Consider the following 20,313-nt stretch of genomic DNA (forward strand, 5'->3'; position numbering starts at 1 on the left):
GCAGCTCAGTGACGCCACGATGCCGTGGCCCTAGTGGGCCAGGATGAGGATCGTGGTAAGTGCGATCGGCGCCAGCGCGACACCCAGCAGGCCGAGCGCACCATCGGCTGCAATCGTGATCGGCGACAGCGCGATCTTCGCTCCCTTACCGAGCACCGACGGTCGCTCGATCACCGTGACGTTGTACGCGTGATTGAACGCCTGGGGGATCGACGAAGGCGTGACATCGTTCGGCTGGTAACGCTTTCCGGTGATCGTGCCGCTCTCCGTCAGTTCAAACCGCTGGTCCTTGAAACCATCGGCAAGCGCGCGCGCGCGAAGCTCGGAGCCGGCCGGTGCGTCCTCGCGCGCGAGCCGCAACACGTAACGCCCCGAGATCTTGTCGCCGTGCGTCTCGAAATCATCGAAATCGGTATACAGCTTGGAGCGATAGGGTGCCGTGAGATTGACGGCGAGGGCCGGCGGCACATCGAAAATGTAGTGATACTGCTTGCCGATGACGACGAGACTCTTTCCGTCCGCGCTGATCAGAAATGCCGAGAGCGTTTCACGGTATTCCGGATCCTTCATCATGCGATTGGTGATGGGGCCGATGTCGGCGTCGGCGCAGCCGGCGAGCATGGCGGACGCTGCCACGGCGGGCAGCGCGAGAAATGTTCTTCTTTTCATGTGTGCTGGTTGGATATTGTTGGTTATCAGCGGAACCGCTTGAATGTCGGACGCTGCGTTCGACGAACGCGGCACCCTGACGGCCGATCATGCGGTTGCTTCGCCTGCGCATTGTAGGGCCAAAACGGCAAGCGCAGTATCCCCCGGCAAAGCGCCCCACCATCGAACGCCATCCGGCCGTGGCCCGCGCAGTTCAGCGGGCAGGTCGTCGGCCCGGTGATCGGCGGGCAGACCGGCGTCGCGCTCGGGCTGCATTCGGTGTTCTTCGTGACGGGCGCGCTGCTGGCGGCCTGCGCGGGGCTCGCGCATCGGGCGCGTGGTCGATAGCGGCTCTGGCCGGCTGAACGCGGGCTGGCGTAGGATGAGCGCAGTTACCGGTTTCGCGCCGGGAGGCGGCGACAACGTGCACCGTCGCCACAGTTGCTAACACCGCCGCACCGCACGGCGACCCATCGTTTTCGACATGACGCTCACGTGACCGGTCGCGTGCAACGCACGACGAACGCGCACCGATCCGAACCCGACACACGCGCGTCGGCCCGCATCCGGCCGACGCATTTCGATGACGAATCTTGCAGGAGGCAAGCGACATGAATCAATCGACCGACAACCGGACGCTGTTGCGCACGCTCGGCATGCGCGCCCCGATCATCCAGGCGCCGATGGCCGGCGTCAGCACGCCGGCGCTGGCGGCCGCCGTGTCGAATGCGGGCGGGCTCGGCTCGCTCGGCGTGGGTGCGACGAACGCCGACGGTGCCCGCAAGATGATCCGCGACACGCGCGCGCTCACCGACCGGCCGTTCAACATCAACGTGTTCTGCCATCAGCCGGCGCACGCCGACGCGGCCGTCGAACGCGCGTGGCTCGAATGGCTCGCGCCGGTGTTCCGCGAATACGGCGCGACGCCGCCCGCGTCGCTGTCGGAGATCTATACGAGCTTCGTCGCGGACGAAGCCATGCAGGCGCTGCTCGTCGAAGAAAAGCCGGCCGTCGTCAGCTTCCATTTCGGGCTGCCGTCCGCGGACGTGATCGCCGCGCTGAAGCGCGCGGGCGTCACGCTGTTCGCGTCCGCGACGAACCTCGACGAAGCACGCCAGATCGCCGCCGCCGGCATCGACGCGATCGTCGCGCAGGGGATCGAAGCGGGCGGGCATCGCGGCGTGTTCGATTCGACCGCGCATGACGATCGCCTCGGCACGTTCGCACTTACGCGCCTGATCGTGCGCGAATGCGCGCTGCCCGTGATCGCCGCCGGCGGCATCATGGACGGCGAGGGGATCGCCGCCGCGCTCGCGCTCGGCGCGCAGGCCGCCCAGCTCGGCACCGCGTTCGTAGCATGCCCGGAGACGTCGATCGACGACGGCTATCGCCGCGCGCTGCTGGGCGACGCGGCACGCCGCACGACCTTCACCGCCGCGATCTCGGGCCGGATCGCACGCGGCCTCGCGAATCGCCTGACCGCGCTCGGCGACGACCCGCGCGCGCCGGCCACGCCCGCATACCCGATCGCGTACGGCGCCGGCAAGGCGCTGCATGCGGCTGCAAAGGCAAAGGGCGAATTCGGCTACGGCGCGCAGTGGGCCGGACAGGCGGCGCCGCTCGCGCGGTCGCTGCCGGCGGCCGAGCTGTTCGCCGCGCTCGAACGCGAAACGCGGGCGGCGATCGAGCGGATGCAGCACGTGCTGGATTGATCGCCCGATTCGCGGGCAACGGGCCGCGGCCCCATGCCGGCGATCGGTGAACGCACCCCGATCACCGCACCGATACTTCGCCGGCCACCGCAGATTTGCAAAGTTCTGTATCTGCACGAACCGCGGATACATCGCGATACAACGCAGCTTCGGGCGTCCGCTATAAAGCAGGCATGACCTCTTCGGGAGTGCACCATGTCTGCAACCTGGTTCAAAGGGTCCTGCCATTGCGGGGCCGTCAAATTCGAAGTCAGAACGGCCTTGACGCCGGCGACCCGCTGCAACTGCAGCCTGTGCCGCCGGCGCGGCGCATTGATGAGCCCGATGTTCGCCGCCAGCGAACTGAAGATCGTCGAAGGCGAGGGCGCGCTGACGTGCTACCAATTCAACACGCGCACGGCCCGTCACTATTTCTGCAGCCGTTGCGGCATCTATCCGTTCCATCAGACGCGCAGGGACCCCGCCTGCTGGCGCGTCAATCTCGGCTGCCTCGATGGCGTCGACCCGTATGCGCTCGATGCAACGGTCGCCGACGGCGCGAGCCTCTCGGTCGTGGAGGACGCATGAAACGCTGGCTGATGATCCTGCTGTTTGCCGCGGGCGGGCTCGCGACCGAAATCGCGCATCCCGTGCAATGCACGCTGCTGTCGGTCAGCCGCACACAGACCGGCAAGCGCCGCAGGGCCGACTGACGGCGCGCCGGTTCATCGAGAACGATTATCATGCTTCCGATAAGATCGCACGCGATATATAATGCGTCCATCTGCGACCGTTCGCGTCGCTGGAGGACGTTCATGAAACCGACCGAAGCCCCATCCGACACTGCACCGAAGCTGTCCGAGTTCCTGTGCTTTGCGATCTACTCGACGAATCTCGCATTCGGCAAGGCGTACAAGCCGATCCTCGAAGCACTCGGCCTCACGTATACGCAATACATCACGATCATTGCGCTGTGGGAGCAGGACAACCAGACGGTCGGCCAGCTCGGCGAGAAGCTGTTCCTCGAATCCAATACGCTGACGCCGATCCTGAAGAAGCTCGAGACGATGGGCTACCTGGAGCGGCACCGCGATCCGTCGGACGAACGCCAGGTGCTCGTCAGCCTGACGAAGAGCGGCCGCCGCCTGCGCGAGAAGGGGCTCGACATGAACCTGGTCGAAGCCACCGGGTTGAAGCCGGACGAATTCGCGAAGATGCAGAAGGCGATCGTCACGCTGCGCGGCAACCTGATCCGGTCGACCGACGAATAAACGCCCAGCCACACTGCGGCCGGTACGTGCATCGTGCCGGCCGCGTCGTCATGCGTGCCCGTCGCCCAGCACCAGCAGGTTCATCTCGCGGCGGACGACGAAACCGAGGGCGAGATAGCGCTCGATCGCCACCTGGTTCGACGTGAGGACGTGCAGGAAAGGCGTATCCGCGCGCGCATCGATCTCCGCAATCAACGCCCGCATCAGGCGCGCCGCCAGCCCTTGCCGCCGGAACGCGGCGTCCACGCAGACGGCGCTGATCTCCGTATACCCGTCGACCTGCATCCGCTGGCCGGCCATTGCGGCCAGCCTGCCTTCGCTGCGAATGCCGATGTAATGGCCAAGCTCGAACGTGCGCGGGCCGAACGGGCCGGGCTGCGCGGCCGTGGTCAGCGCGAGCATGTCCGGCACATCGGCTTCAGCGAGCGTGACGTAACCCGATTCAGGCGCCGGGTCGAGCGTCCGTTGCCAGACCATCTGCAACAGGTTCGCGCGCCGGATCACCGACAATCCCGCCGGCGGCTCGATCTCGTCCGGCGTGACCAGCGCCGCCGGCCCGTGTGCGGCGATCAGCGCGCGCAACGCGTCGAAGGATGCCACGCTCGTGTCCTCGATCGCGGCAAACGGCGCGATGGCCGCCGGGAACCGCCACGCACGGTCGTGGCCGAGCGCAAAGCGGCGCTGCCTGCCCGCCAGCGCGTTCCACACCACCTGGTCGAGCGGGTGCGCACTGCCTGGCGCGGTTCCGGTCATTGCATCGGACATCGACTGCTCCTCGAGTGAAGGTTTCGATGGCACAGCATAGACCGGGATCGGGCGGGCAGGGCGCGGCCCGCACAGCGCGACCTGCCGCGGCCCGCGCTACCGCTGCCAGCGCTCCGGATCCACCCATATCGGGAACGACAGGACCACCGCCAGCCCATTTCCCCCGATTCCGGCCGTCACCTCGACCGACCCGCCGTGGGACGCGGCGATTCGCGCGACCAGCGACAGGCCGATGCCGCTGCCCGGCTGCACCGTCCCCGGTACGCGATAAAAGCGTTCGAAAATCCGCTCGCGCTCGTGCATCGGCACGCCGGGCCCATCGTCCGCGATCCGCAGCCTGACCCGCGTCCCGCCCGCATCGGCAGGGACGTCGCACGTGATCTCGACCTGCCCGCCGTCACGGCCGTAACGCAGCGCGTTGTCGATCAGGTTGCGCACCGCAATCGCGATCTCGTCCAGATCGCCCCAGACGCGCACCGGTTCGACCGCGACCCGCACCGTCTGTCGGCGTGCATGCGCGGCCGCGTCGAAGTCGCTCGCGATCAGCGCAACGAGCCGCGACAGGTCGACCGGCCCGTGCTGGTCGACGCGCGACCCGGCATCCAGCCGCGCCAGTTCGAGCAATTGCCCGGAGAGCCGCGCGCTGCGTTCGACGCCCGTTGCGAGCCGACGCAGTGCTTCGTTCTTCTCCGCCAGACTGTCCGCCTGCAACGCGACTTCCGCCTGGGCCGACAACGCCGCCAGCGGCGTGCGCAACTCGTGCGCGGCATCGCCGATGAAGCGGCGTTCGGTGTCGACGGCCTGACTCAGCCGCGCGAGCAGGCGGTTGAACGACTCGACGAGCGGGCGGAGTTCACGCGGCAGCGTCACCAGCGGCAGCGGCGAGAAATCGAACGCGGCCTTGTGCTGGATCGCTCGCTGGACCTCGCGCACCGGCCCGAACGACCAGCGGATCACCCACCAGATCACGACGCCCAGCATCCCGAGCATCACCACCGTATTGAACAGGCCGAGTTGCAGCGCATTGCTCGCCTTCTCCTGCCAGGTCGTGGCCGGGCCGCCCGTCTGAACGTGAATCCGGCCCGCCGAATCCGACAGCGAATAGACCCGCCAGGTCTCGTCGTGCGCGGCGCCGCGACCGGTGCTCACCCCATATCCGTCCCGCAGGTCCGCCTTGAGCGCCGGCCCCGGTGCATCCGCGCTGTGCATCACGTTGCGGCCATCGACCCAGATCTGGAATGCGACGTCGTATTTGCCATATGCGGTGTCCGGCACCACCGCCTGGGCGTTAGCTTCGGGCAGGCGATCGATCGTATCCGGCAACGACAGGAGCAGCAGTTGCGCGGCGCTCTCGAGCATGCCGTCGCGCCAGCCGCGCTGTTCGCGCCACAGGCCGATGCCGAGAAACGCCCCCCAGCTCGCCCAGAACACGACGACCGCCGCCATCACGGTCGCGAGCAGGCGCATGCGTAGCGACTTCATGCGGGGCGCTCCCCGACGCGATAGCCGAAGCCGTGCACCGTCACGATCAGCTCGTCGCCGAGCTTGCGCCGAAGTTGATGGATGTAGACCGCGATCGTGTTGCTTTCGATTTCGCTGTCGTTGCCGTAGACGCGCGCTTCGAGCTGCGTGCGCGTGACGACGCGGCCTTGCCGCTCCATCAGCGCGAGCAGCGTGCGGTACTCGTGGATGCTGAGCGGAACCGGTTCGCCGGCGCGCGTGACTTCCTTGCGCGCCGGATCGACGTGCACGTCGCGGTAGACCAGACGCTCCGATACGCGGCCCTGGCTGCGGCGCGTCAGCGCGCGTAGCCGTGCATAGAGCTCGTCGAGCTGGAACGGCTTCACGAGATAGTCGTCGGCGCCTGCGTCGAGGCCGCGGATCCGGTCGCTCAGCTGATCGCGCGCGGTCACGATCAATACCGGCGTCGGGTCGTAGTTCGCGCGCATCGCGGCAAGCAGCGTGAAACCGGACGCGCCTGGCAGTTGCAGGTCGAGCAGCACCGCGTCGTAGTCGTGGCCGACGAGCGCGAGCCGCGCGGCCGGCACGTCGGCCGACCAGTCCGCGCGCCAGCCGTTCTGCCTGAGGCCCGCGCAAACGGCGTCGGCCAGCATGACATCGTCTTCCACCAGCAGGATATCCATCGGTTTCGCTCCTCGACTGTCGAGGTCGCCAGCCTGACCGACCGCGATTAAAAACTTCTTAAAGCCCGGGGGCCACGATGCGTGCCATTCGCCGCATTGCCGGTGCAATGCATCCGGCGTTTTATCGAGAGGCCCGCAATGACCGTGTCACGTCCTTCAATTCCGTTGCTGCAATGCAATGCGGCGCGAGGCTCCACCTGCGCGCCGTTCGGGTGCGGGCCATTCTGGCATGGAAGGTCGCGCGCGTTGTGCGCGTTGCGCGCCCGCCGCGCGGGAGCGGCGCGATGAACCAGCTCGCCACGCTCGTCCCGTTCGGCCTCGCGCTCAGCGTGGCCGGCGCCAACAGCATCGCCTGCCTCGTCGGCCTGTCGCTGATCGAGCGGCTGATTCCGGTGCTGCCGTCCCACGTGCTCCTCACGATGATCGGCGTCGCCAGCGCGCAGGGCGCATGGACACTGCCGGAAGCCATCGTCGTCACGGCGCTCGGCAGCTTCGCAGGCTGCCTGTTGCATTACGCGCTCGGCAACCTGTGGCCGGAAGACAGCGTGCTGGCCCTGCTGCGCCGCGTCGCGCCGCTGGGCAGGCTGCAGCCCGCACGAATGGACGCGCTGATCGACGGCATCCGCGCGCGGCCCACGCGGCTCGCACTCTGGTCGCAACTGGTGCCGTTCGTCCGGCTCGTCGCGCCGCCGCTCGCCGGCTTGCTGGAAACGAGTTTCGCGCGATTCGCGTCCGGCGCCGCGGCCGGCATCGCGCTCTGGAACACGCTGTTCATCACGGCTGGCTACCTGGCCGCGCAAGCGGCCGCCTAGCCCGACATGTCGTTGACCGATCGATCCCGCCTGGAGCCTGTCGATGCGAATCCCTGAATGGATGCTGTTCCTGCGTACCTGGATGCGCAATCCGCGCCGGGTCGGCGCGCTCGCGCCATCCGGCCCCGCGCTCGCCGCACTGATCACCGCCGATATCCCGCGCGACGGCGCCGCCGTGATCGAACTCGGTGCGGGCACCGGCGTGTTCACGCGGGCGCTGCTCGCGCGCGGCGTCGCGAGCGACCGGCTCGTGCTGGTGGAAGCCGATCCGGCTTTCGCGGACGCGTTGCGACATCGGTTTCCCGCGTTGCGGATCATGCAGATGGATGCGGCGCAGCTCGGCATGACAGGGGATTTCTTCGGCGGGGCGCGCGCGGATGCGATCGTGAGCGGGCTGCCGCTCGTCGCGATGCCGGTCGAACAGGCCGTCGCGATCGTTCACGGCGCGTTCGCGCGTCATCTGGCGGCCGATGGCGCGTTCTACCAGTTCACCTACGTGCCGCGCTGCCCGATTCCGGCGCGCTATCTGGAGGCCATGCGTATTCGTACCGTCCGGGTCGGCGTCGCGTGGATGAACTTCCCGCCCGCCATCGTGTATCGCTTCGAACGCCGGATCGACAGGGCCCGACATCAGTGGCCCGGTGCACGGCCGCAGCTCGATGTGATTGCGGAGGCAACCACTTTGCGCGGCATCGATATCACCCGGTTTCCCCATGCGCCATCACGCCATTCGAGCGGCGTCGGGCCATCGACGGATGGACGCCCATCATCGTGAGCGCGTTCGGGTATGGGTTGCTGTCTGGCCGGCCGCTGGTCTCGAAAACCGCTATCGGCGTTGGCACCGCACGCTATCGAATCCCGAACGGATGCAAACGCGCAGGGCATGTCAAGTTGCAACGCTACGTTCCATCGCAGGCCGACGAGGAACGCACCGTGCCCGCGCGCCCCCGTTTCCCACACGTTGCCCGGCCTTGCGCGACGATTCCGACGCGCCATGCTCAATGGCCGAAGTAGATCGACCGCTCGGCCGTGCGAACCGCGCTGCGGCTGCCCGACTGCGTCGCACTGCCGGCGTCGCTGCCGTAACCGGACACCTGCGAATCGGCCGCGACTGCAGTGTTGTCGTGAACCCGGCGCAGCGCAGCCTGGAGATTGTCCGGATAGTTCGGGTCGTTGGGCCGGTTTGGCAGGTAGCCGGCCTTCTGCAGCGCGGCCAGTTCCGCACGCACTTGCGAGCGCGTCACGGGGCCGTCACCAGCAAACGCCGGCGCGGCAACGGCAGCCGACACGGCAACGAGAAGGGCAGCGATCAGTTGGGTCTTCATCATTTACCTCGACAAGAAAATGGAATTCAGGGGTTGCGCATCGTGCGCCGGCCATCGGCGCCGTGCGCGGTTTCGTTCAATGACCGAAGTAGATCGAGCGCTCGGCGATCCGCGTCGCGGGCCGGCTGCCCGACTGCGTCGCGGCGGCGGCATCGCTGCCGTAACCGGACGTCGCGGCCTCGGCCACCGCGGTGTCGTTCGCGTGAATGCGCGTCAGTGCGGCCTGCAGATCGTCCGGATAGTGCGGATCGTTCGCGCGGCCCGGCCGGTAGCCGGCTTGTTCGAGCTGGACGAGCTCGGCACGCACCTGCGCGCGGGACACGGCGGCTGCATCGGCGAACGCCGGTGCGGCAGCGGATGCGGAAACGGCCACGAGAAGGGCGGCGATCAATTGGGTTTTCATCATTTACCTCGACAGAAGAGAAATAGAAGACATTCAGGGTTCGCGTATCGACGATGCGTCGCGCTCAATGACCGAAATACACCGAGCGGTCGGCCACGCTGACCGCATGCCGGCGGCCCGATTGCGTTACCGCCTCGCCATTGCTGCCGTAGCCGGACGCCTGCTCGTTGCCGGCAACCGCATCGGCTCCACGGATCTGCGTGAGGGCAGCCTGGAGATCATTCGGATAGGTGGCGTCGGTCGCGCGATTCAGCGGGTAGCCGGCCTGTTGCAACTGCGCGAGCTCGGCGCGCACCTGCGCACGCGTCACGGTGGATTCGCTGGAGAACGCCGGTGCGGCAACCGTGGCCGAAACAGCGACGAGAAGTGCGGCGATCAATTGGGTTTTCATCATTCACCTCGAAAAGAAAGAAAAGGAATCGGGCATTCAGCAGGCGGCGCTCGGCCGCCTGGTGCATCGTTCAAGCGATACGGATGTCGACGTCGATGTTGCCGCGCGTCGCCTTCGAATACGGGCAGGTCTGGTGTGCCGCATCGACGATGCGCTGCGCGACGTCGCGATCGAGCCCCGGCACGCTCACGTTCAGCCGGGCCTGCAGGAAGTACGCATTGCCGGCGGTGCCGAGATCCACTTCGGCGTCGACCGCGAGATCGGCCGGCAGCGTCACCTTCGCGGCACGCGCCGCAAGCTGCATCGCGCCGATGAAGCAGGCCGACCAGCCGGCCGCGAACAGTTGTTCCGGGTTGGTGCCGGTGCCGGCGCTGCCCGGCGACGACAACTGGATGTCGAGGCGGCCGTCGGCACTGCGCGCCGAGCCGTCGCGGCCGCCCGAAGTCGTATGCGTCTTGCCCGTGTACAGCACTTTTTCGATCTTGCTCATCATTTGCTCCGTCAGTTGGGTGGTTTGTTTCAGATGCGATTCGATCGCATGCGATGGAGTTTCGTCGAGACGACCCCCTCCGTCAAGCGCATTCGATTAAATCGCATGCGATATTTTGTATTTCAATGTATCTGGAACGTGTACAGCTTTGCCCGACAAGGCTTTCCGGCGATCGATCCCCGATATTCGACGCGCGACGCATCCGGGCAGGGCAGGCGAAAACGCCCCCGGGAATGGCTGGCCGCCCCGCAGGGCGGCCGATCGGTCAGGCCGGGTCGATCTCGGCGATCACGACGAGGATCACGGCCGCGTCGGCCGGCAACTGGCGTTGGGAGAAAGCCGAGCGCGCATGGCCCGCCTTGCCGCCCAGCACGGCGGCGAACAGGTCCGACGCGCCGTCGATCACGGCCGGCTGCCCGAAAAAGCCGTCGGCCGAACTCACGTGCCCCTCGACGCGCACGATCTTGCGCAGACGCTCGAACCCGCCCAGGTGTCGGCGGATCTGCGCGAGCACGTTCAGCGCCGCGGCCCGGGCGGCATGCTTGCCTTCGTCGACGCTCAACTGTTCGCCGACGCGGCCCGTATAGGCGACCTTGCCGTCGACCAGCGGCAGTTGTCCCGAAACGAACAGCAGGTTGCCGGCTTCGCTGACGGCCGTATAGCTGCCGAGCGGGTTCGGCGGCTCGGGTAACGCGAGGCCGAGGTCGGCCAGTTTCTGTTCGACGGTCATGTCTTGCTCCTTGCGGGAAAAGGGTTCGGGCGATCGGTGCTGCCTGTGAGTCACTGTAGTCATGCGGCCGAAGCCGGTAAATGTCAGCAGCGCAATTGATTCACGACGCGGTGTAACGAATCGCGCCGTGTGCGTCCGCTGGTTTCCCGCGCGAGATTCATGCACACTCGGCGTCATCGCGCGCCACGCGCCGGAGACGGCAGGAATCGCCTCATGCAACGACAATTCGACGATCTGCTGCTGGGCAGCATCGAGCTGTTCTGCCTCGCCGCCGAACTCGGCAGCTTCACGCTGGCGGCGAACGCGGCGAGCGTCACGCCGGCTGCGGTCAGCCGGTCGGTCGCGCGGCTCGAGGCGCGTCTCGGCGTGCGGCTGTTCGTGCGCACGACACGCCAGATCCGCCTGACCGATTCCGGCCGCCGCTATTTCGAGCAATGTCGCGACGCGCTGTCGCAACTCGTCGACGCGGAGCGCGAGGCGACCGGCCAGCAGGCGACGCCCGCCGGCGTGCTGCGGATCAGCATGCCGACACCGTACGGGCACTATCGCGTGCTGCCGCTGCTGCCGGCGTTTCGCGAGCGCTATCCAGACGTGCGCGTCGACACCCACCTGAGCAACCGCAACATCGACTTCGCCGAGGAAGGCTACGACCTCGCGATCCGCGGCCGCGCGCCGGCCGATTCGAACCTGATCGCACGCAAGCTGGAGGATGCCGAACTCGTGATCGTCGCGACGCCCGGCTACCTGAAGCGCGCGGGCACGCCGACCGCCGTCGACGACCTGCATGCGCACGAATGCATCCAGTTCGAGCTGCCGAGCAGCGGGCGGACGATTCCGTGGCTGTTCAACGATGGATCGGAGGGGATCGACGTCGCGACGACCGGCAGTTACGGTACATCGGGCGACTACCTTGCCGGTGTGACGCTCGCGCGCAGCGGCGCGGGCCTGTTCCAGACCTATCGCTTCGTCGTCGAGCAGGATCTGCGGGCCGGCACGCTCGTGGAAGTGCTGCCCGGCCTCGGCGGGCGGTCGTTGCCGTTCATGCTGCTGTATCCGCATGCGCGCTTTTTGTCGTCGCGCGTGCGCGTGTTCGTCGACTTTCTCGTCGAGCATCTGGCGCGCGCGCCGGCCACGCAGCCGGCCGAGAAACGCACCAAACGAGCCGGCGCATCGCGCTAGGCGCGCCGGCTTGCGGTTTCGACGCCGCGGCTCAATGGCCGGCGCTCTGGCCGCCGTCGACATGCAGGATCTCGCCCGTGACGAACGGCGCCGAGTCCAGGTACAGGATCGCGTCGACGATGTCGCTCATTTCGCCCATGCGGCCGACCGGATGCAGCGATGCGAGCGTCGCGTGCGTTTCGGGCGCGTGCATCGGCGACTTGATGATCCCGGGCGACACCGCGTTCACGCGAATGCCGGCCTTCGCATACTCGATCGCGAGCGACTTCGTCGCCGCATTCAATCCGCCTTTCGTCAGCGACGCGAGCACCGACGGCACGTTGCTGTTCGCGTGATCGATCAGGCTCGTCGTGATGCTGACCACGTGACCGCTGCCGTGTTTCTGCATCGCGGCGATCGCATGCTGCGTGACGTGGAAGAAGCCGCTCAGGTTGACGTTCGTGATCTGCGCATAGTCGTCCGCGGTGTACTGCGTGAACGGCTTCGCGATGAAGATGCCCGCGTTGTTGACGAGCGTGTCGACGCGGCCGAAGCGTTCGATGGCGGCGTCGACCACGCGCCGTGCGACGGCCGCGTCGCCGATGTCGCCCGCGACGGTGACGAGGTCGGGATCGTTCGACGGCCCGATCGAACGTGACGTCGCGACGACGCGATGGCCGCGGGCCCGGAATGCGTCGACCGTTGCCGCGCCGATGCCTTGCGATGCCCCGGTGACGATGATGACTTTGGATGCGCTCATGATTTGCCTCGATGGGTGAAGGGTTCTCGGCCTCGATGCCGACCGGATCCGTGAATCCGATGGGCGAACTGTAGGCGCGCCGGTTGCGATCTCGAATACCCACCGTGGAGCAACAGTCTTGCGTCGGGGGAACAAATGCGGGGAGGGGTGCGGGACTGCGGTCAGGGTGGCCCGTCGGGACGTGGAGGCGTGGAGTAGGCGGTCAAAGGCCGGGGATCGCGGCGCGGCGTCGCCCGGCTGCACGGGGCCTCTTCACTGTCATGTCAGCCGAAATGCCCGTGATATTCGCGGCTGAACTGCGATGCGCCACCACTGCGGCGGCTACCCGCGCCAATCGGCGCTCGACGTCGCACTCAAGCGCCTCGATGCGCTGCGCGAATGTTCAAGCGTGGCGACACCTCACCGAAGGTGACCGATTTTCGTACGGCGTGATGAGCCGATTCGTCTGCCACGGAACACGCAGTTGGATAACACAACGATGACGTCTGGATAACTTTTCTTATCACAACAGCACGATTAAAAATCAAAACTCGCCGATTCGAAAACGCGTCTGATGTTCATCGTCCAGGCCGCCCTCATGCTTCTCGCGGTCGAACCGAGGGCAGGGAAGCGAACATTCGTCGTGCACGCCCTCAATCCGGTGCGTTGATCCGCGCCAGCAGCACCGTCAACACATCGGCCGTCGCACGCGCGACACCTTGCGAAGTCGTGTCGACGAGCGCATGCGCGCATTCGCGATACAGCGGGTCGCGCAAGCGGTACAACGCGGCGAGCGTTTGCCGCGGGTCGGCCACCCGCAGCAGCGGCCGGCGCGTGTCGTCGCGCGTGCGGCGCCACAGCGCGTCCGGGTCCGCATGCAGGTAGATCACGCAGCCACGCTCGTTCAGGCGCGCGCGGTTGCGCGGATTCAGCACCGCGCCCCCGCCGGTCGCCACGACGACGTTCGGGCGCTGCGTCAGTTCGTCGACGATGTGCGTCTCGAGCAAACGAAAGCCGCTTTCGCCGATCTGATCGAACTGCGCGGCGACCGAACGTCCGGTGCGCCGCTCGATCTCGTCGTCGCTGTCGACAAACGTCCAGCCGAGCGACGCCGCGAGCGCGCGGCCGAGCGTCGACTTGCCTGCGCCCATCATGCCGACCAGGAATGCGCGGGCGGGCAGGGCGCACGCGTCGGCCGCCGCGACGACGGTGCTCACAGGCGCCGCGCGAGCGGCCAGCCGGCCCGCGTCGCTGCACAGATCCGCCGCGCGCGCACCGCGTCCGACAGGGTGTCGAGCGCCGCGCCGGTGGTTGCGTCGTCGGCATCGAGCAGCGCGCCGAGCACCTGCCCGTCCGGATCGCCCGCCGCAATGTGCTCGGCCGCATCCGCCGCGATGGTTTGCGGTGTGCGCTCGGGCGCCTCGTCGTGCTCGGGCCGCCGCCAGCCGTTGCGCAGGTCGCGCCATCGCACGACCAGGCCGCAGAACAGCCCGCCGCCCGGCACGGTTGCGTCATCGCCCGGCGCCGCCGCGTCGCCAGGCGTCGCGCACTGCGTGACCCAGCTTGCGAACTCGAGCAGCGACGCGTCGTGAGCGAGCGTCGCCGCGTCGAGCGCGACAGTCACGCCGGCATCCCGCAACCGCCCGAGCAGCGGCCGCACGCCGTCGTGCGCGCCCCCGCATGGCTGCAGCAGCACTTCGAGTTCGTCCTCGTGACGGTCGACGAGCGCGCGGTGCCGCTCGAGCGCGGCCGGCTCGAGCAACGCCTGCGCGGCCTGCCGGACGATGACGAGCGCGCGATCGTCGCGACGCTCGACGATCGCACCGACCCAGCGCCGGGCGCGCGCCACCCCGGCGCTCACGTGCCGCTCCCGACATGGCGCGCGCGCATCACAGCGAACCCTGGAATTCGAGCACGCGTGCCTTGAACTCGTCGGGCACGGCCTGCGTCGTGTTGTTCGCGTAATCGAACATCACGTGCGTCGACATGCCGCGCGCGACGATGGTCTGGTCGTCGCGCTCCATCAGGTGTTCGAGATCGAAGCTCTTGCTGCCGAAACGCACGATGCTCGACCGGACCGTCAGGTTGTCGCCGAATTGCGCCGGTGCGAGGTACTCGCACTGCGTCTTCACCATGATGTGCGGCAGCTTCTCGCTCCGCGGCAGGCCGAGGAGATCGAACATGTAGCTGAGGTACGAATGCTGCAGATAGTCGTAATAGACGGGACTGCTCACATGCCCCATCGAATCCGTATCGCGATACTTGACGTGAATGGGCGTTTCATAATGACGCTTCGACATGGTGATTCTCCGCAATGACTGGGTTGATTTATATATTTGTTCCTGATTGGCCCGTCAGGAATTTGAAAAATTAATCGAACGCCTATCGGGACGCCACTATCAGAACGAATAGCGATCCGCCCGGATGCGCCACGTACTCCGCAACCTCAGTCCGAGCAAGGAATCCCGAGTTCCCGGTTGAAAATGGAAATTCCACCTTGCCAGACACCTCAAAAAAGGCTGAACCGAAGCGTCAATTCCCGTAAATCTCGCTTATCTCTGTCATTCATAAGGTTATGAATTAGAAACTGGTAAATATGTTAGTTGCGCTCGTAAAGAGCCATTCAATACAGTCGCGCTGTAGTAAAAAATCCACCGAATTATCGACAGGAGGGCAGTCCCCATGCATGCGAATACCTGGACGACGCACCGTGACGCCGTGCTGCACTTGCCGTCCCCCGCGGATCTGGCCGGCGCGCTGCAGCCTGCGTTGCGCGCGTCGCGCACGGTTCATCTGGCTCGCCACGCGATCGTCGACGTGTTGAACGGCACGGACGACCGTCTCGTGGTCATCGCCGGCCCGTGCTCGGTGCACGACCCGGCCGCGGCGCGCGACTATGCGGCGCGGCTCGCGCTGCAACGCGCGCGATTCGCGGACGAGCTGGAAATCGTGATGCGCGTGTACTTCGAAAAGCCGCGCACGACGGTCGGCTGGAAAGGGCTCATCAACGATCCGCTGCTCGACGGCAGCGAACGGATCGACGCGGGGCTGCATACGGCCCGCGCGCTGCTGTGCGACATCAACGGGGCGGAGATGCCGGCGGCGACCGAGTTTCTCGATCCACTGTCGCCGCGCTATCTGGCCGACCTGGTCGCATGGGGAGCAATCGGCGCGCGCACGGTGGAATCGCAGGTGCATCGCGAGCTGGCGTCGTCGCTGCCGATCCCGATCGGCTTCAAGAACGGCACCGACGGCAACGTCCAGGTGGCGGTCGATGCGATGTGTGCGGCCGCGCGAGCGCATCGCTTCCTGTCGGTCGATGCGGGCGGGCGGCTATGTGCGACGGCGTCGCCCGGCAATCCGCATACGCATGTCGTGCTGCGCGGCGGGCGCGAACCGAACTTCGACGCGGCCGCCGTGAATGCCGCATGCGAGCGCATGGTGGCCGCGAAATGCGCCCCGCGCGTGATGATCGACGTCAGCCACGGCAACAGCCGCCGCCAGTTCCGCAATCAACTGGGCGTCGGCACGACCGTCGCCGCGCAGGTCGCGGCCGGCGACACGCGCATCGTCGGCGTGCTGATCGAGTCGAACCTGATCGAAGGGCGCCAGGATCTCGTGCCCGGCATGCCGCTGCGCTACGGGCAGAGCATCACCGATGCGTGCCTGTCGTTCGCCGATACCACGCAGCTCCTCGAGACGCTCGCCTACGCGGTGCGCGCGCGCCGGCGCGGCCATGCGCTGGCGCCGGACCTCGAGTTCGCGCACGAGCCGCTGCTCGCGTGCTGCGCGTGAGCGGCCCGGCGCGGCGGAGTCAGATTGCGGCTTCGTCGTAGATCCGTGTCGCGTCGCCGGCCCACGCGTCGCGATAGCGGGCGAGCCAATGCTCGGCCTGGGTCGGCGCACCGGCGACGATCTCGTCGAGCGGCGCGAGATACACGGATTCGTCGCGGCCGGCCGCGTCCCTGCGTGCCCGCGCGCGCAGGCCGCGATGCGCGATCGCCAGCGCATCGGCCGCGAATGCGCGCAACGAGCGGCCGTCGACCGATGCGCCCAGCCCGAAACGCGGCACGTCGCGACGCAGGGTCAGCAATGCGCCGCGGTCGATCACGGTGGCCAGCGTTTCGGCCTCCGACAGCGCGGCCGGATCGTACAGCAGGCCGGTCCAGAACGCGGACAGCGCGACCATCATCGCGGGCGAGCCCGCATCGGCGCCGCGCATCTCGAGATAGCGCTTCAGCCGCACTTCGGTGAAGACCGTCGTCAGATGGTCGTCGAAATCGCCGAGCGTCGGCGTGTCGCCCTCGAGGTGCGGAATGCGGCGTCGCATGAAATCGCGGAACGTCCATCCCGTCGCATCCGTGTAGCGGTCGCCGCGCCGCACGAAGTACATCGGCACGTTGTCGAGCAGCCAGCTCACGTAGCGCTCGAAACCGAAGCTGCGCGACAGGAACAGCGCCGGCGCCCCGCAGCGATCCTCGTCGGTGTCGAGCCACGTGTGTGCACGCGTCGACAGCAGGCCGGTCGGCCGGCCCTCCGCGAACGGCGAATTCGCGAACAGCGCGGTGGCAACGGGCTGCAGCGCGAGCGACACGCGCATCTTGCGCGCCATGTCGCTTTCCGACGCGAAATCGAGGTTGACCTGCACGGTGCAGGTGCGCTGCATCATGTCGAGCCCGCGCGTGCCGACGCGCGGCATATAGCGCTGCATGATCCCGTAACGCTGTTTCGGCATCCACGGCAGCGCCGCGCGCGCGAGGTGAGGGTGAAAACCCAGCGGCGCGCAGCGCAGGCCGAGCGGCTCGCACGCGTCGCGGGCCGCGGCAAGGTGCGCATGGAGTTCGGCATGCGTGTCGTGCAGCGTATCGAGCGGCGCGCCCGACAGTTCGAGCTGGCCGGCCGGCTCGAGCGAGATCGCGGCGCCGTCGCGCTGGATCACGCCGACGATCCGTCCGGCATCGACGATCGGCGTCCCGTCGCCTTGCAGCCGCGCGAGCACCGCGGCGATCCCCGAGGGTCCGTCGTAAGGCGCGGCTGCGTGCGTCGCACGCGCGACGACGAACTTCTCGTGCTCGGTCCCGATCCGGAATTGCGCGGCCGGCTTGCAGCCGGCGGCCAGATGATCGGCGAGCTGTTGCTCGGAGACGATCGGCGTGTGGTCCGACCCAACGGCATTCGACATCGACACTCTCCACAAGTCACATTGAGCGACCGACCGGTCGGTCACGAGGCGACTATAGCGACGTCGATGCGGGTGCTGTACTGGCAGGGGTGATAGGGGCGGGGCAAAACCGCACTGCGCTACGGTTGACGGCGCTTCGCGAAGTAATGCGCGGGCGAATCGCCGAACGCGCGGCGGAACATCGCGATGAAGTTGCTCGGCGTCGCATAGCCCAGCGCGTCGGCGATGTTGGCGACACTGTCGCCGCTCGCGAGGCGTTCGAGTGCGTGCGTCAGGCGCGCCTGCTGACGCCATTGCGCGAAGCTCGTGCCGGTTTCCGCGACGAACAGCCGGCTCAGCGTGCGGGCGGACAGCCCGGCCCATTCGGCCCACGCTTCGAGCGTGCGGCTGTCGTGCGGCTGACCGAGGATCGCGTTCGCGATGCGCAGCAGCCGCCGGTCGCGCGGCATCGGCAGGTGCAGTGGCTCGTGCGGCGCACGGCGCATCTCGTCGAGCAGCACGAGGCTGATGCGCGCCTGCTCGATGTCGAGCCGATCCTGGTCGGCCCACGACACCGCGCGCCGCACGAGCGCGCGCATCAGCTCGGTGATCGCGATCACGCACGGCTGATCCGGCATGCGCCGGCTCGCGGCCGGTGCGATCACGACGCTCCAGCCGCTCAACGCGCCGCTGATGCTGACCTTGTGCTGCTCGCCCGGCGGAATCCAGCCCGCGCGATGCGGCGGCAACAGCCACGAACCATGCGGCGTGCGCACGTGCGCGAAACCGCTTTCCACGCAGAACACCTGGCCGCGCAAATGGCTGTGCCAGTCGACCTCGCGGGTGCCGAGCCGGTAGGTGTTGCTGCCGTCGTCCTCGCCCCAGACGGCGATCAGCGACGGGCCGTCCTCGCGCTCGCTCGGATCGGAGTCGGCGCGCTGCACGGTGCGCGGGGGAGAGGTGTCTCGGATGGGCATGGCCGGAATTCATTATTTTTTGTCTAAACAACATTATCAGCTTTGTCCGGGGGCGTCCAACAATGCGTGTCGTGTTCAAACCGATACGAAGCAGAGGAATGCGATGCATGCAGCACTTGCTCCCTGGACACGCGATGCCGGCGCACTGCGCGCCATGTCGCGAATCGCCGTCGCCGCGGCGCTCGTCATGCTCGGCGCGTGCGCGAGCCGCGACGGGCTCGCACCGGCCGGCACGCTGCGCGGCGCCGATACGCTCGCCGCATCGCGCAGTCTCGCGCACGCACCGACCGCCGACTGGCCGGCCGCCGACTGGTGGCGCGCGCTGAACGATGCGCAACTGAGCGCGCTGATCGACGAGGCACTCGCCGGCAACCCCGATCTCGCGACCGCCGATGCGCGGGCACGCGAAGCGCAGGCACTGGTGATCGAGGCGCGGGCCGCGCGGCTGCCGCACCTCGTCGGCCGCGCGAGCGCGAAGGCCGAGCGGCTGTCCGGCACCCAGTTTTCGTCGGGCGAGGGCGGCGGCTTCTTCAGCCACACGCGCGAGATCAATCTCGGCCTGAGCTGGGATCTCGATCTGTGGGGCGGCCGCCGTGCCGCGTGGGAAGCCGCGCTCGGCGAAGCGCGGGCCGCGCAAGTCGATGCGCAGGCCGCACGCGTACTGCTGTCGGTCAACGTTGCGCGCGCCTACGTGAATCTCGCGTACGCATTCGATCAGCAGGACGTCGCACGGGCCGAATACGAACGTGCCGAAGAAGCGCTCACGCTCACGCGCCAGCGCGTCACGAAAGGCATCGACAACGTCGCGCAGCAGCGCCAGGCGGAAAGTGAAGTCGCGGCCGCGATGCGCGAGCAGGCCCGCGCCGCGCAGGCGATCGACAGTGCACGCATCGCGCTCGCGATCCTGCTCGGCGCGGGCCCCGATCGCGGCCTCGCGCTGGTGCGCCCCGCGCCGTTGCCGGCCGCCGCGCTCGCGGTGCCGGCCGACCTGCCGGCCGCGCTGCTCGGCCGGCGCGCCGACCTCGTCGCCGCGCGCTGGCGGGTCGAGGCCGCCAGCCGCAACGTCGCGGCCGCCCGTGCGGATTTCCTGCCCAACGTCAGCCTCACCGCGCTGATCGGGCTCGCGACGCGTGGCGGCGCCTCGCTGTTCCAGGCCGCGTCGCGCACCTACAACGCCAGCCCGGCCGTGAGCCTGCCGATCTTCGACGGCGGCGAACGGCGCGGTGTGCTGCGCAGGCGCGACGCGCAATACGACCTCGCGGTCGCCGGCTACAACAAGACGCTGATCGGTGCGATCGGCGAGGTGGCCGACGACCTGCACCGGCTGCATTCGCTCGGCGTGCAGACCGACGCGCAGCAGCGTGCGTTCGACTCCGCCACCGATGCGTGGCGGCTCGCCGACGCGCGTTACCGGGCCGGTGTCGGCAGCTACCTCGACGCGCTCGTCGTGCGCCAGCAACTGCTGGTCGCGAGCCGCGAGGTCGCCGCGCTGCGCGCGCAGCGCGCGGACCAGTCGCTGCAACTCGTCGCCGCGCTCGGCGGCGGCTTCCGCGCCGAGCCGGACGACGCCGCGCTTGCCGCCACTCCTTCCCAACGTCCTTGACATCG

At 67.8% G+C, this 20,313-nt stretch carries 23 protein-coding genes and 2 pseudogenes; 10 read left to right on the forward strand and 15 right to left on the reverse strand.

The features are described from left to right. Positions 1–30 precede the first annotated feature (30 nt). Entirely contained in the window at positions 31–669 is a 639-nt protein-coding gene (locus CFB50_RS09355) for a 5-formyltetrahydrofolate cyclo-ligase (RefSeq protein WP_069247994.1), read from the reverse strand. A gap of 186 nt (positions 670–855) precedes the next feature. On the opposite strand from CFB50_RS09355, the pseudogene CFB50_RS39930 reads away from it, so the two are divergent. From CFB50_RS39930 to CFB50_RS09370, 5 genes and pseudogenes are all read left to right on the forward strand, one after another. Then, a pseudogene (locus CFB50_RS39930) lies at positions 856–996 on the forward strand (MFS transporter); the annotation flags it as partial. A 263-nt stretch (positions 997–1,259) separates the two neighbouring features. Continuing rightward, the gene (locus CFB50_RS09360; RefSeq protein WP_089445665.1) at positions 1,260–2,360 is read left to right on the forward strand and encodes an NAD(P)H-dependent flavin oxidoreductase; all 1,101 of its coding nucleotides are present in this window, start codon (positions 1,260–1,262) and stop codon (positions 2,358–2,360) included. Between the two features lie 195 nt (positions 2,361–2,555). Next, complete coding sequence (locus CFB50_RS09365) at positions 2,556–2,927, forward strand: GFA family protein (RefSeq protein WP_089445666.1); 372 nt, start codon at positions 2,556–2,558, stop codon at positions 2,925–2,927. After that, on the forward strand, positions 2,924–3,052 hold the full coding sequence (locus CFB50_RS39935) for a hypothetical protein (RefSeq protein WP_256978857.1): 129 nt from the start codon (positions 2,924–2,926) through the stop codon (positions 3,050–3,052). Before CFB50_RS09365 ends, CFB50_RS39935 begins: the two co-directional genes overlap by 4 nt. Before the next feature lie 102 nt (positions 3,053–3,154). Then, positions 3,155–3,610 (forward strand): MarR family winged helix-turn-helix transcriptional regulator, encoded by a 456-nt coding sequence (locus CFB50_RS09370; protein ID WP_069247997.1) that lies wholly within the window; start codon positions 3,155–3,157, stop codon positions 3,608–3,610. 48 nt (positions 3,611–3,658) lie between these two features. On the opposite strand, the gene CFB50_RS09375 is transcribed toward CFB50_RS09370, so the two are convergent. From CFB50_RS09375 to CFB50_RS09385, 3 genes are all read right to left on the reverse strand, one after another. Further along, positions 3,659–4,375, reverse strand: coding sequence for a GNAT family N-acetyltransferase (locus tag CFB50_RS09375; RefSeq protein WP_089445667.1), 717 nt, complete (start codon positions 4,373–4,375; stop codon positions 3,659–3,661). A gap of 96 nt (positions 4,376–4,471) precedes the next feature. Continuing rightward, positions 4,472–5,857 (reverse strand): ATP-binding protein, encoded by a 1,386-nt coding sequence (locus tag CFB50_RS09380; RefSeq protein WP_089445668.1) that lies wholly within the window; start codon positions 5,855–5,857, stop codon positions 4,472–4,474. Next, complete coding sequence (locus tag CFB50_RS09385) at positions 5,854–6,519, reverse strand: response regulator transcription factor (RefSeq protein ID WP_089445669.1); 666 nt, start codon at positions 6,517–6,519, stop codon at positions 5,854–5,856. Before CFB50_RS09385 ends, CFB50_RS09380 begins: the two co-directional genes overlap by 4 nt. A gap of 284 nt (positions 6,520–6,803) precedes the next feature. On the opposite strand from CFB50_RS09385, the gene CFB50_RS09390 reads away from it, so the two are divergent. Together CFB50_RS09390 and CFB50_RS09395 are read left to right on the forward strand one after the other, a co-directional pair. Continuing rightward, a complete protein-coding gene (locus CFB50_RS09390; RefSeq protein ID WP_089446079.1) occupies positions 6,804–7,331 on the forward strand; it encodes a DedA family protein in 528 nt (175 codons plus the stop codon). 43 nt (positions 7,332–7,374) lie between these two features. Further along, positions 7,375–7,983 (forward strand): annotated as a pseudogene (locus CFB50_RS09395) (class I SAM-dependent methyltransferase); the annotation flags it as partial. Between the two features lie 346 nt (positions 7,984–8,329). Here CFB50_RS09395 and CFB50_RS09400 read toward each other — a convergent pair. The 5 genes from CFB50_RS09400 to CFB50_RS09420 all read right to left on the reverse strand — a co-directional run bounded on the left by CFB50_RS09400 (position 8,330) and on the right by CFB50_RS09420 (position 10,670). Further along, a complete protein-coding gene (locus CFB50_RS09400; RefSeq protein WP_089445671.1) occupies positions 8,330–8,659 on the reverse strand; it encodes a DUF4148 domain-containing protein in 330 nt (109 codons plus the stop codon). Positions 8,660–8,732: 73 nt separating this feature from the next. After that, the gene (locus CFB50_RS09405) at positions 8,733–9,062 is read right to left on the reverse strand and encodes a DUF4148 domain-containing protein (RefSeq protein WP_069248003.1); all 330 of its coding nucleotides are present in this window, start codon (positions 9,060–9,062) and stop codon (positions 8,733–8,735) included. Between the two features lie 61 nt (positions 9,063–9,123). Further along, a complete protein-coding gene (locus tag CFB50_RS09410) occupies positions 9,124–9,450 on the reverse strand; it encodes a DUF4148 domain-containing protein (RefSeq protein WP_089445672.1) in 327 nt (108 codons plus the stop codon). 70 nt (positions 9,451–9,520) lie between these two features. Continuing rightward, a complete protein-coding gene (locus CFB50_RS09415) occupies positions 9,521–9,940 on the reverse strand; it encodes an organic hydroperoxide resistance protein (RefSeq protein WP_089445673.1) in 420 nt (139 codons plus the stop codon). A 265-nt stretch (positions 9,941–10,205) separates the two neighbouring features. Next, entirely contained in the window at positions 10,206–10,670 is a 465-nt protein-coding gene (locus CFB50_RS09420; protein ID WP_089445674.1) for a RidA family protein, read from the reverse strand. Between the two features lie 213 nt (positions 10,671–10,883). On the opposite strand from CFB50_RS09420, the gene CFB50_RS09425 reads away from it, so the two are divergent. Continuing rightward, positions 10,884–11,849: a LysR family transcriptional regulator gene (locus CFB50_RS09425; protein WP_089445675.1), complete on the forward strand. Its 966-nt coding sequence runs from the start codon at positions 10,884–10,886 to the stop codon at positions 11,847–11,849. Positions 11,850–11,880: 31 nt separating this feature from the next. Here CFB50_RS09425 and CFB50_RS09430 read toward each other — a convergent pair whose 3' ends face one another. The 4 genes from CFB50_RS09430 to CFB50_RS09445 all read right to left on the reverse strand — a co-directional run bounded on the left by CFB50_RS09430 (position 11,881) and on the right by CFB50_RS09445 (position 14,867). Beyond that, a complete protein-coding gene (locus CFB50_RS09430; RefSeq protein ID WP_089445676.1) occupies positions 11,881–12,588 on the reverse strand; it encodes an SDR family NAD(P)-dependent oxidoreductase in 708 nt (235 codons plus the stop codon). 632 nt (positions 12,589–13,220) lie between these two features. Next, positions 13,221–13,784: a shikimate kinase gene (locus CFB50_RS09435; RefSeq protein WP_256978858.1), complete on the reverse strand. Its 564-nt coding sequence runs from the start codon at positions 13,782–13,784 to the stop codon at positions 13,221–13,223. Then, on the reverse strand, positions 13,781–14,428 hold the full coding sequence (locus CFB50_RS09440; RefSeq protein WP_144020644.1) for a hypothetical protein: 648 nt from the start codon (positions 14,426–14,428) through the stop codon (positions 13,781–13,783). The genes CFB50_RS09435 and CFB50_RS09440 overlap by 4 nt, the downstream gene beginning before the upstream one ends. A 28-nt stretch (positions 14,429–14,456) precedes the next feature. Beyond that, entirely contained in the window at positions 14,457–14,867 is a 411-nt protein-coding gene (locus CFB50_RS09445) for an acyl-CoA thioesterase (RefSeq protein ID WP_089445678.1), read from the reverse strand. A gap of 382 nt (positions 14,868–15,249) precedes the next feature. On the opposite strand from CFB50_RS09445, the gene CFB50_RS09450 reads away from it, so the two are divergent. Next, the gene (locus CFB50_RS09450) at positions 15,250–16,362 is read left to right on the forward strand and encodes a 3-deoxy-7-phosphoheptulonate synthase (protein ID WP_089445679.1); all 1,113 of its coding nucleotides are present in this window, start codon (positions 15,250–15,252) and stop codon (positions 16,360–16,362) included. 19 nt (positions 16,363–16,381) lie between these two features. Here CFB50_RS09450 and CFB50_RS09455 read toward each other — a convergent pair whose 3' ends face one another. Further along, a complete protein-coding gene (locus CFB50_RS09455) occupies positions 16,382–17,749 on the reverse strand; it encodes a glutamate--cysteine ligase (RefSeq protein ID WP_089445680.1) in 1,368 nt (455 codons plus the stop codon). A 119-nt stretch (positions 17,750–17,868) separates the two neighbouring features. Then, positions 17,869–18,705, reverse strand: a complete 837-nt coding sequence (locus tag CFB50_RS09460; protein WP_089445681.1) for an AraC family transcriptional regulator — start codon at positions 18,703–18,705, stop codon at positions 17,869–17,871. 154 nt (positions 18,706–18,859) lie between these two features. Here CFB50_RS09460 and CFB50_RS09465 point away from each other — a divergent pair, with 154 nt between their 5' ends. Then, on the forward strand, positions 18,860–20,308 hold the full coding sequence (locus tag CFB50_RS09465) for an efflux transporter outer membrane subunit (protein WP_256978859.1): 1,449 nt from the start codon (positions 18,860–18,862) through the stop codon (positions 20,306–20,308). Positions 20,309–20,313 lie beyond the last annotated feature (5 nt).

Origin of the sequence: Burkholderia sp. AU33423, assembly GCF_002223135.1 — a bacterium.
GTDB lineage: Bacteria > Pseudomonadota > Gammaproteobacteria > Burkholderiales > Burkholderiaceae > Burkholderia > Burkholderia lata_D.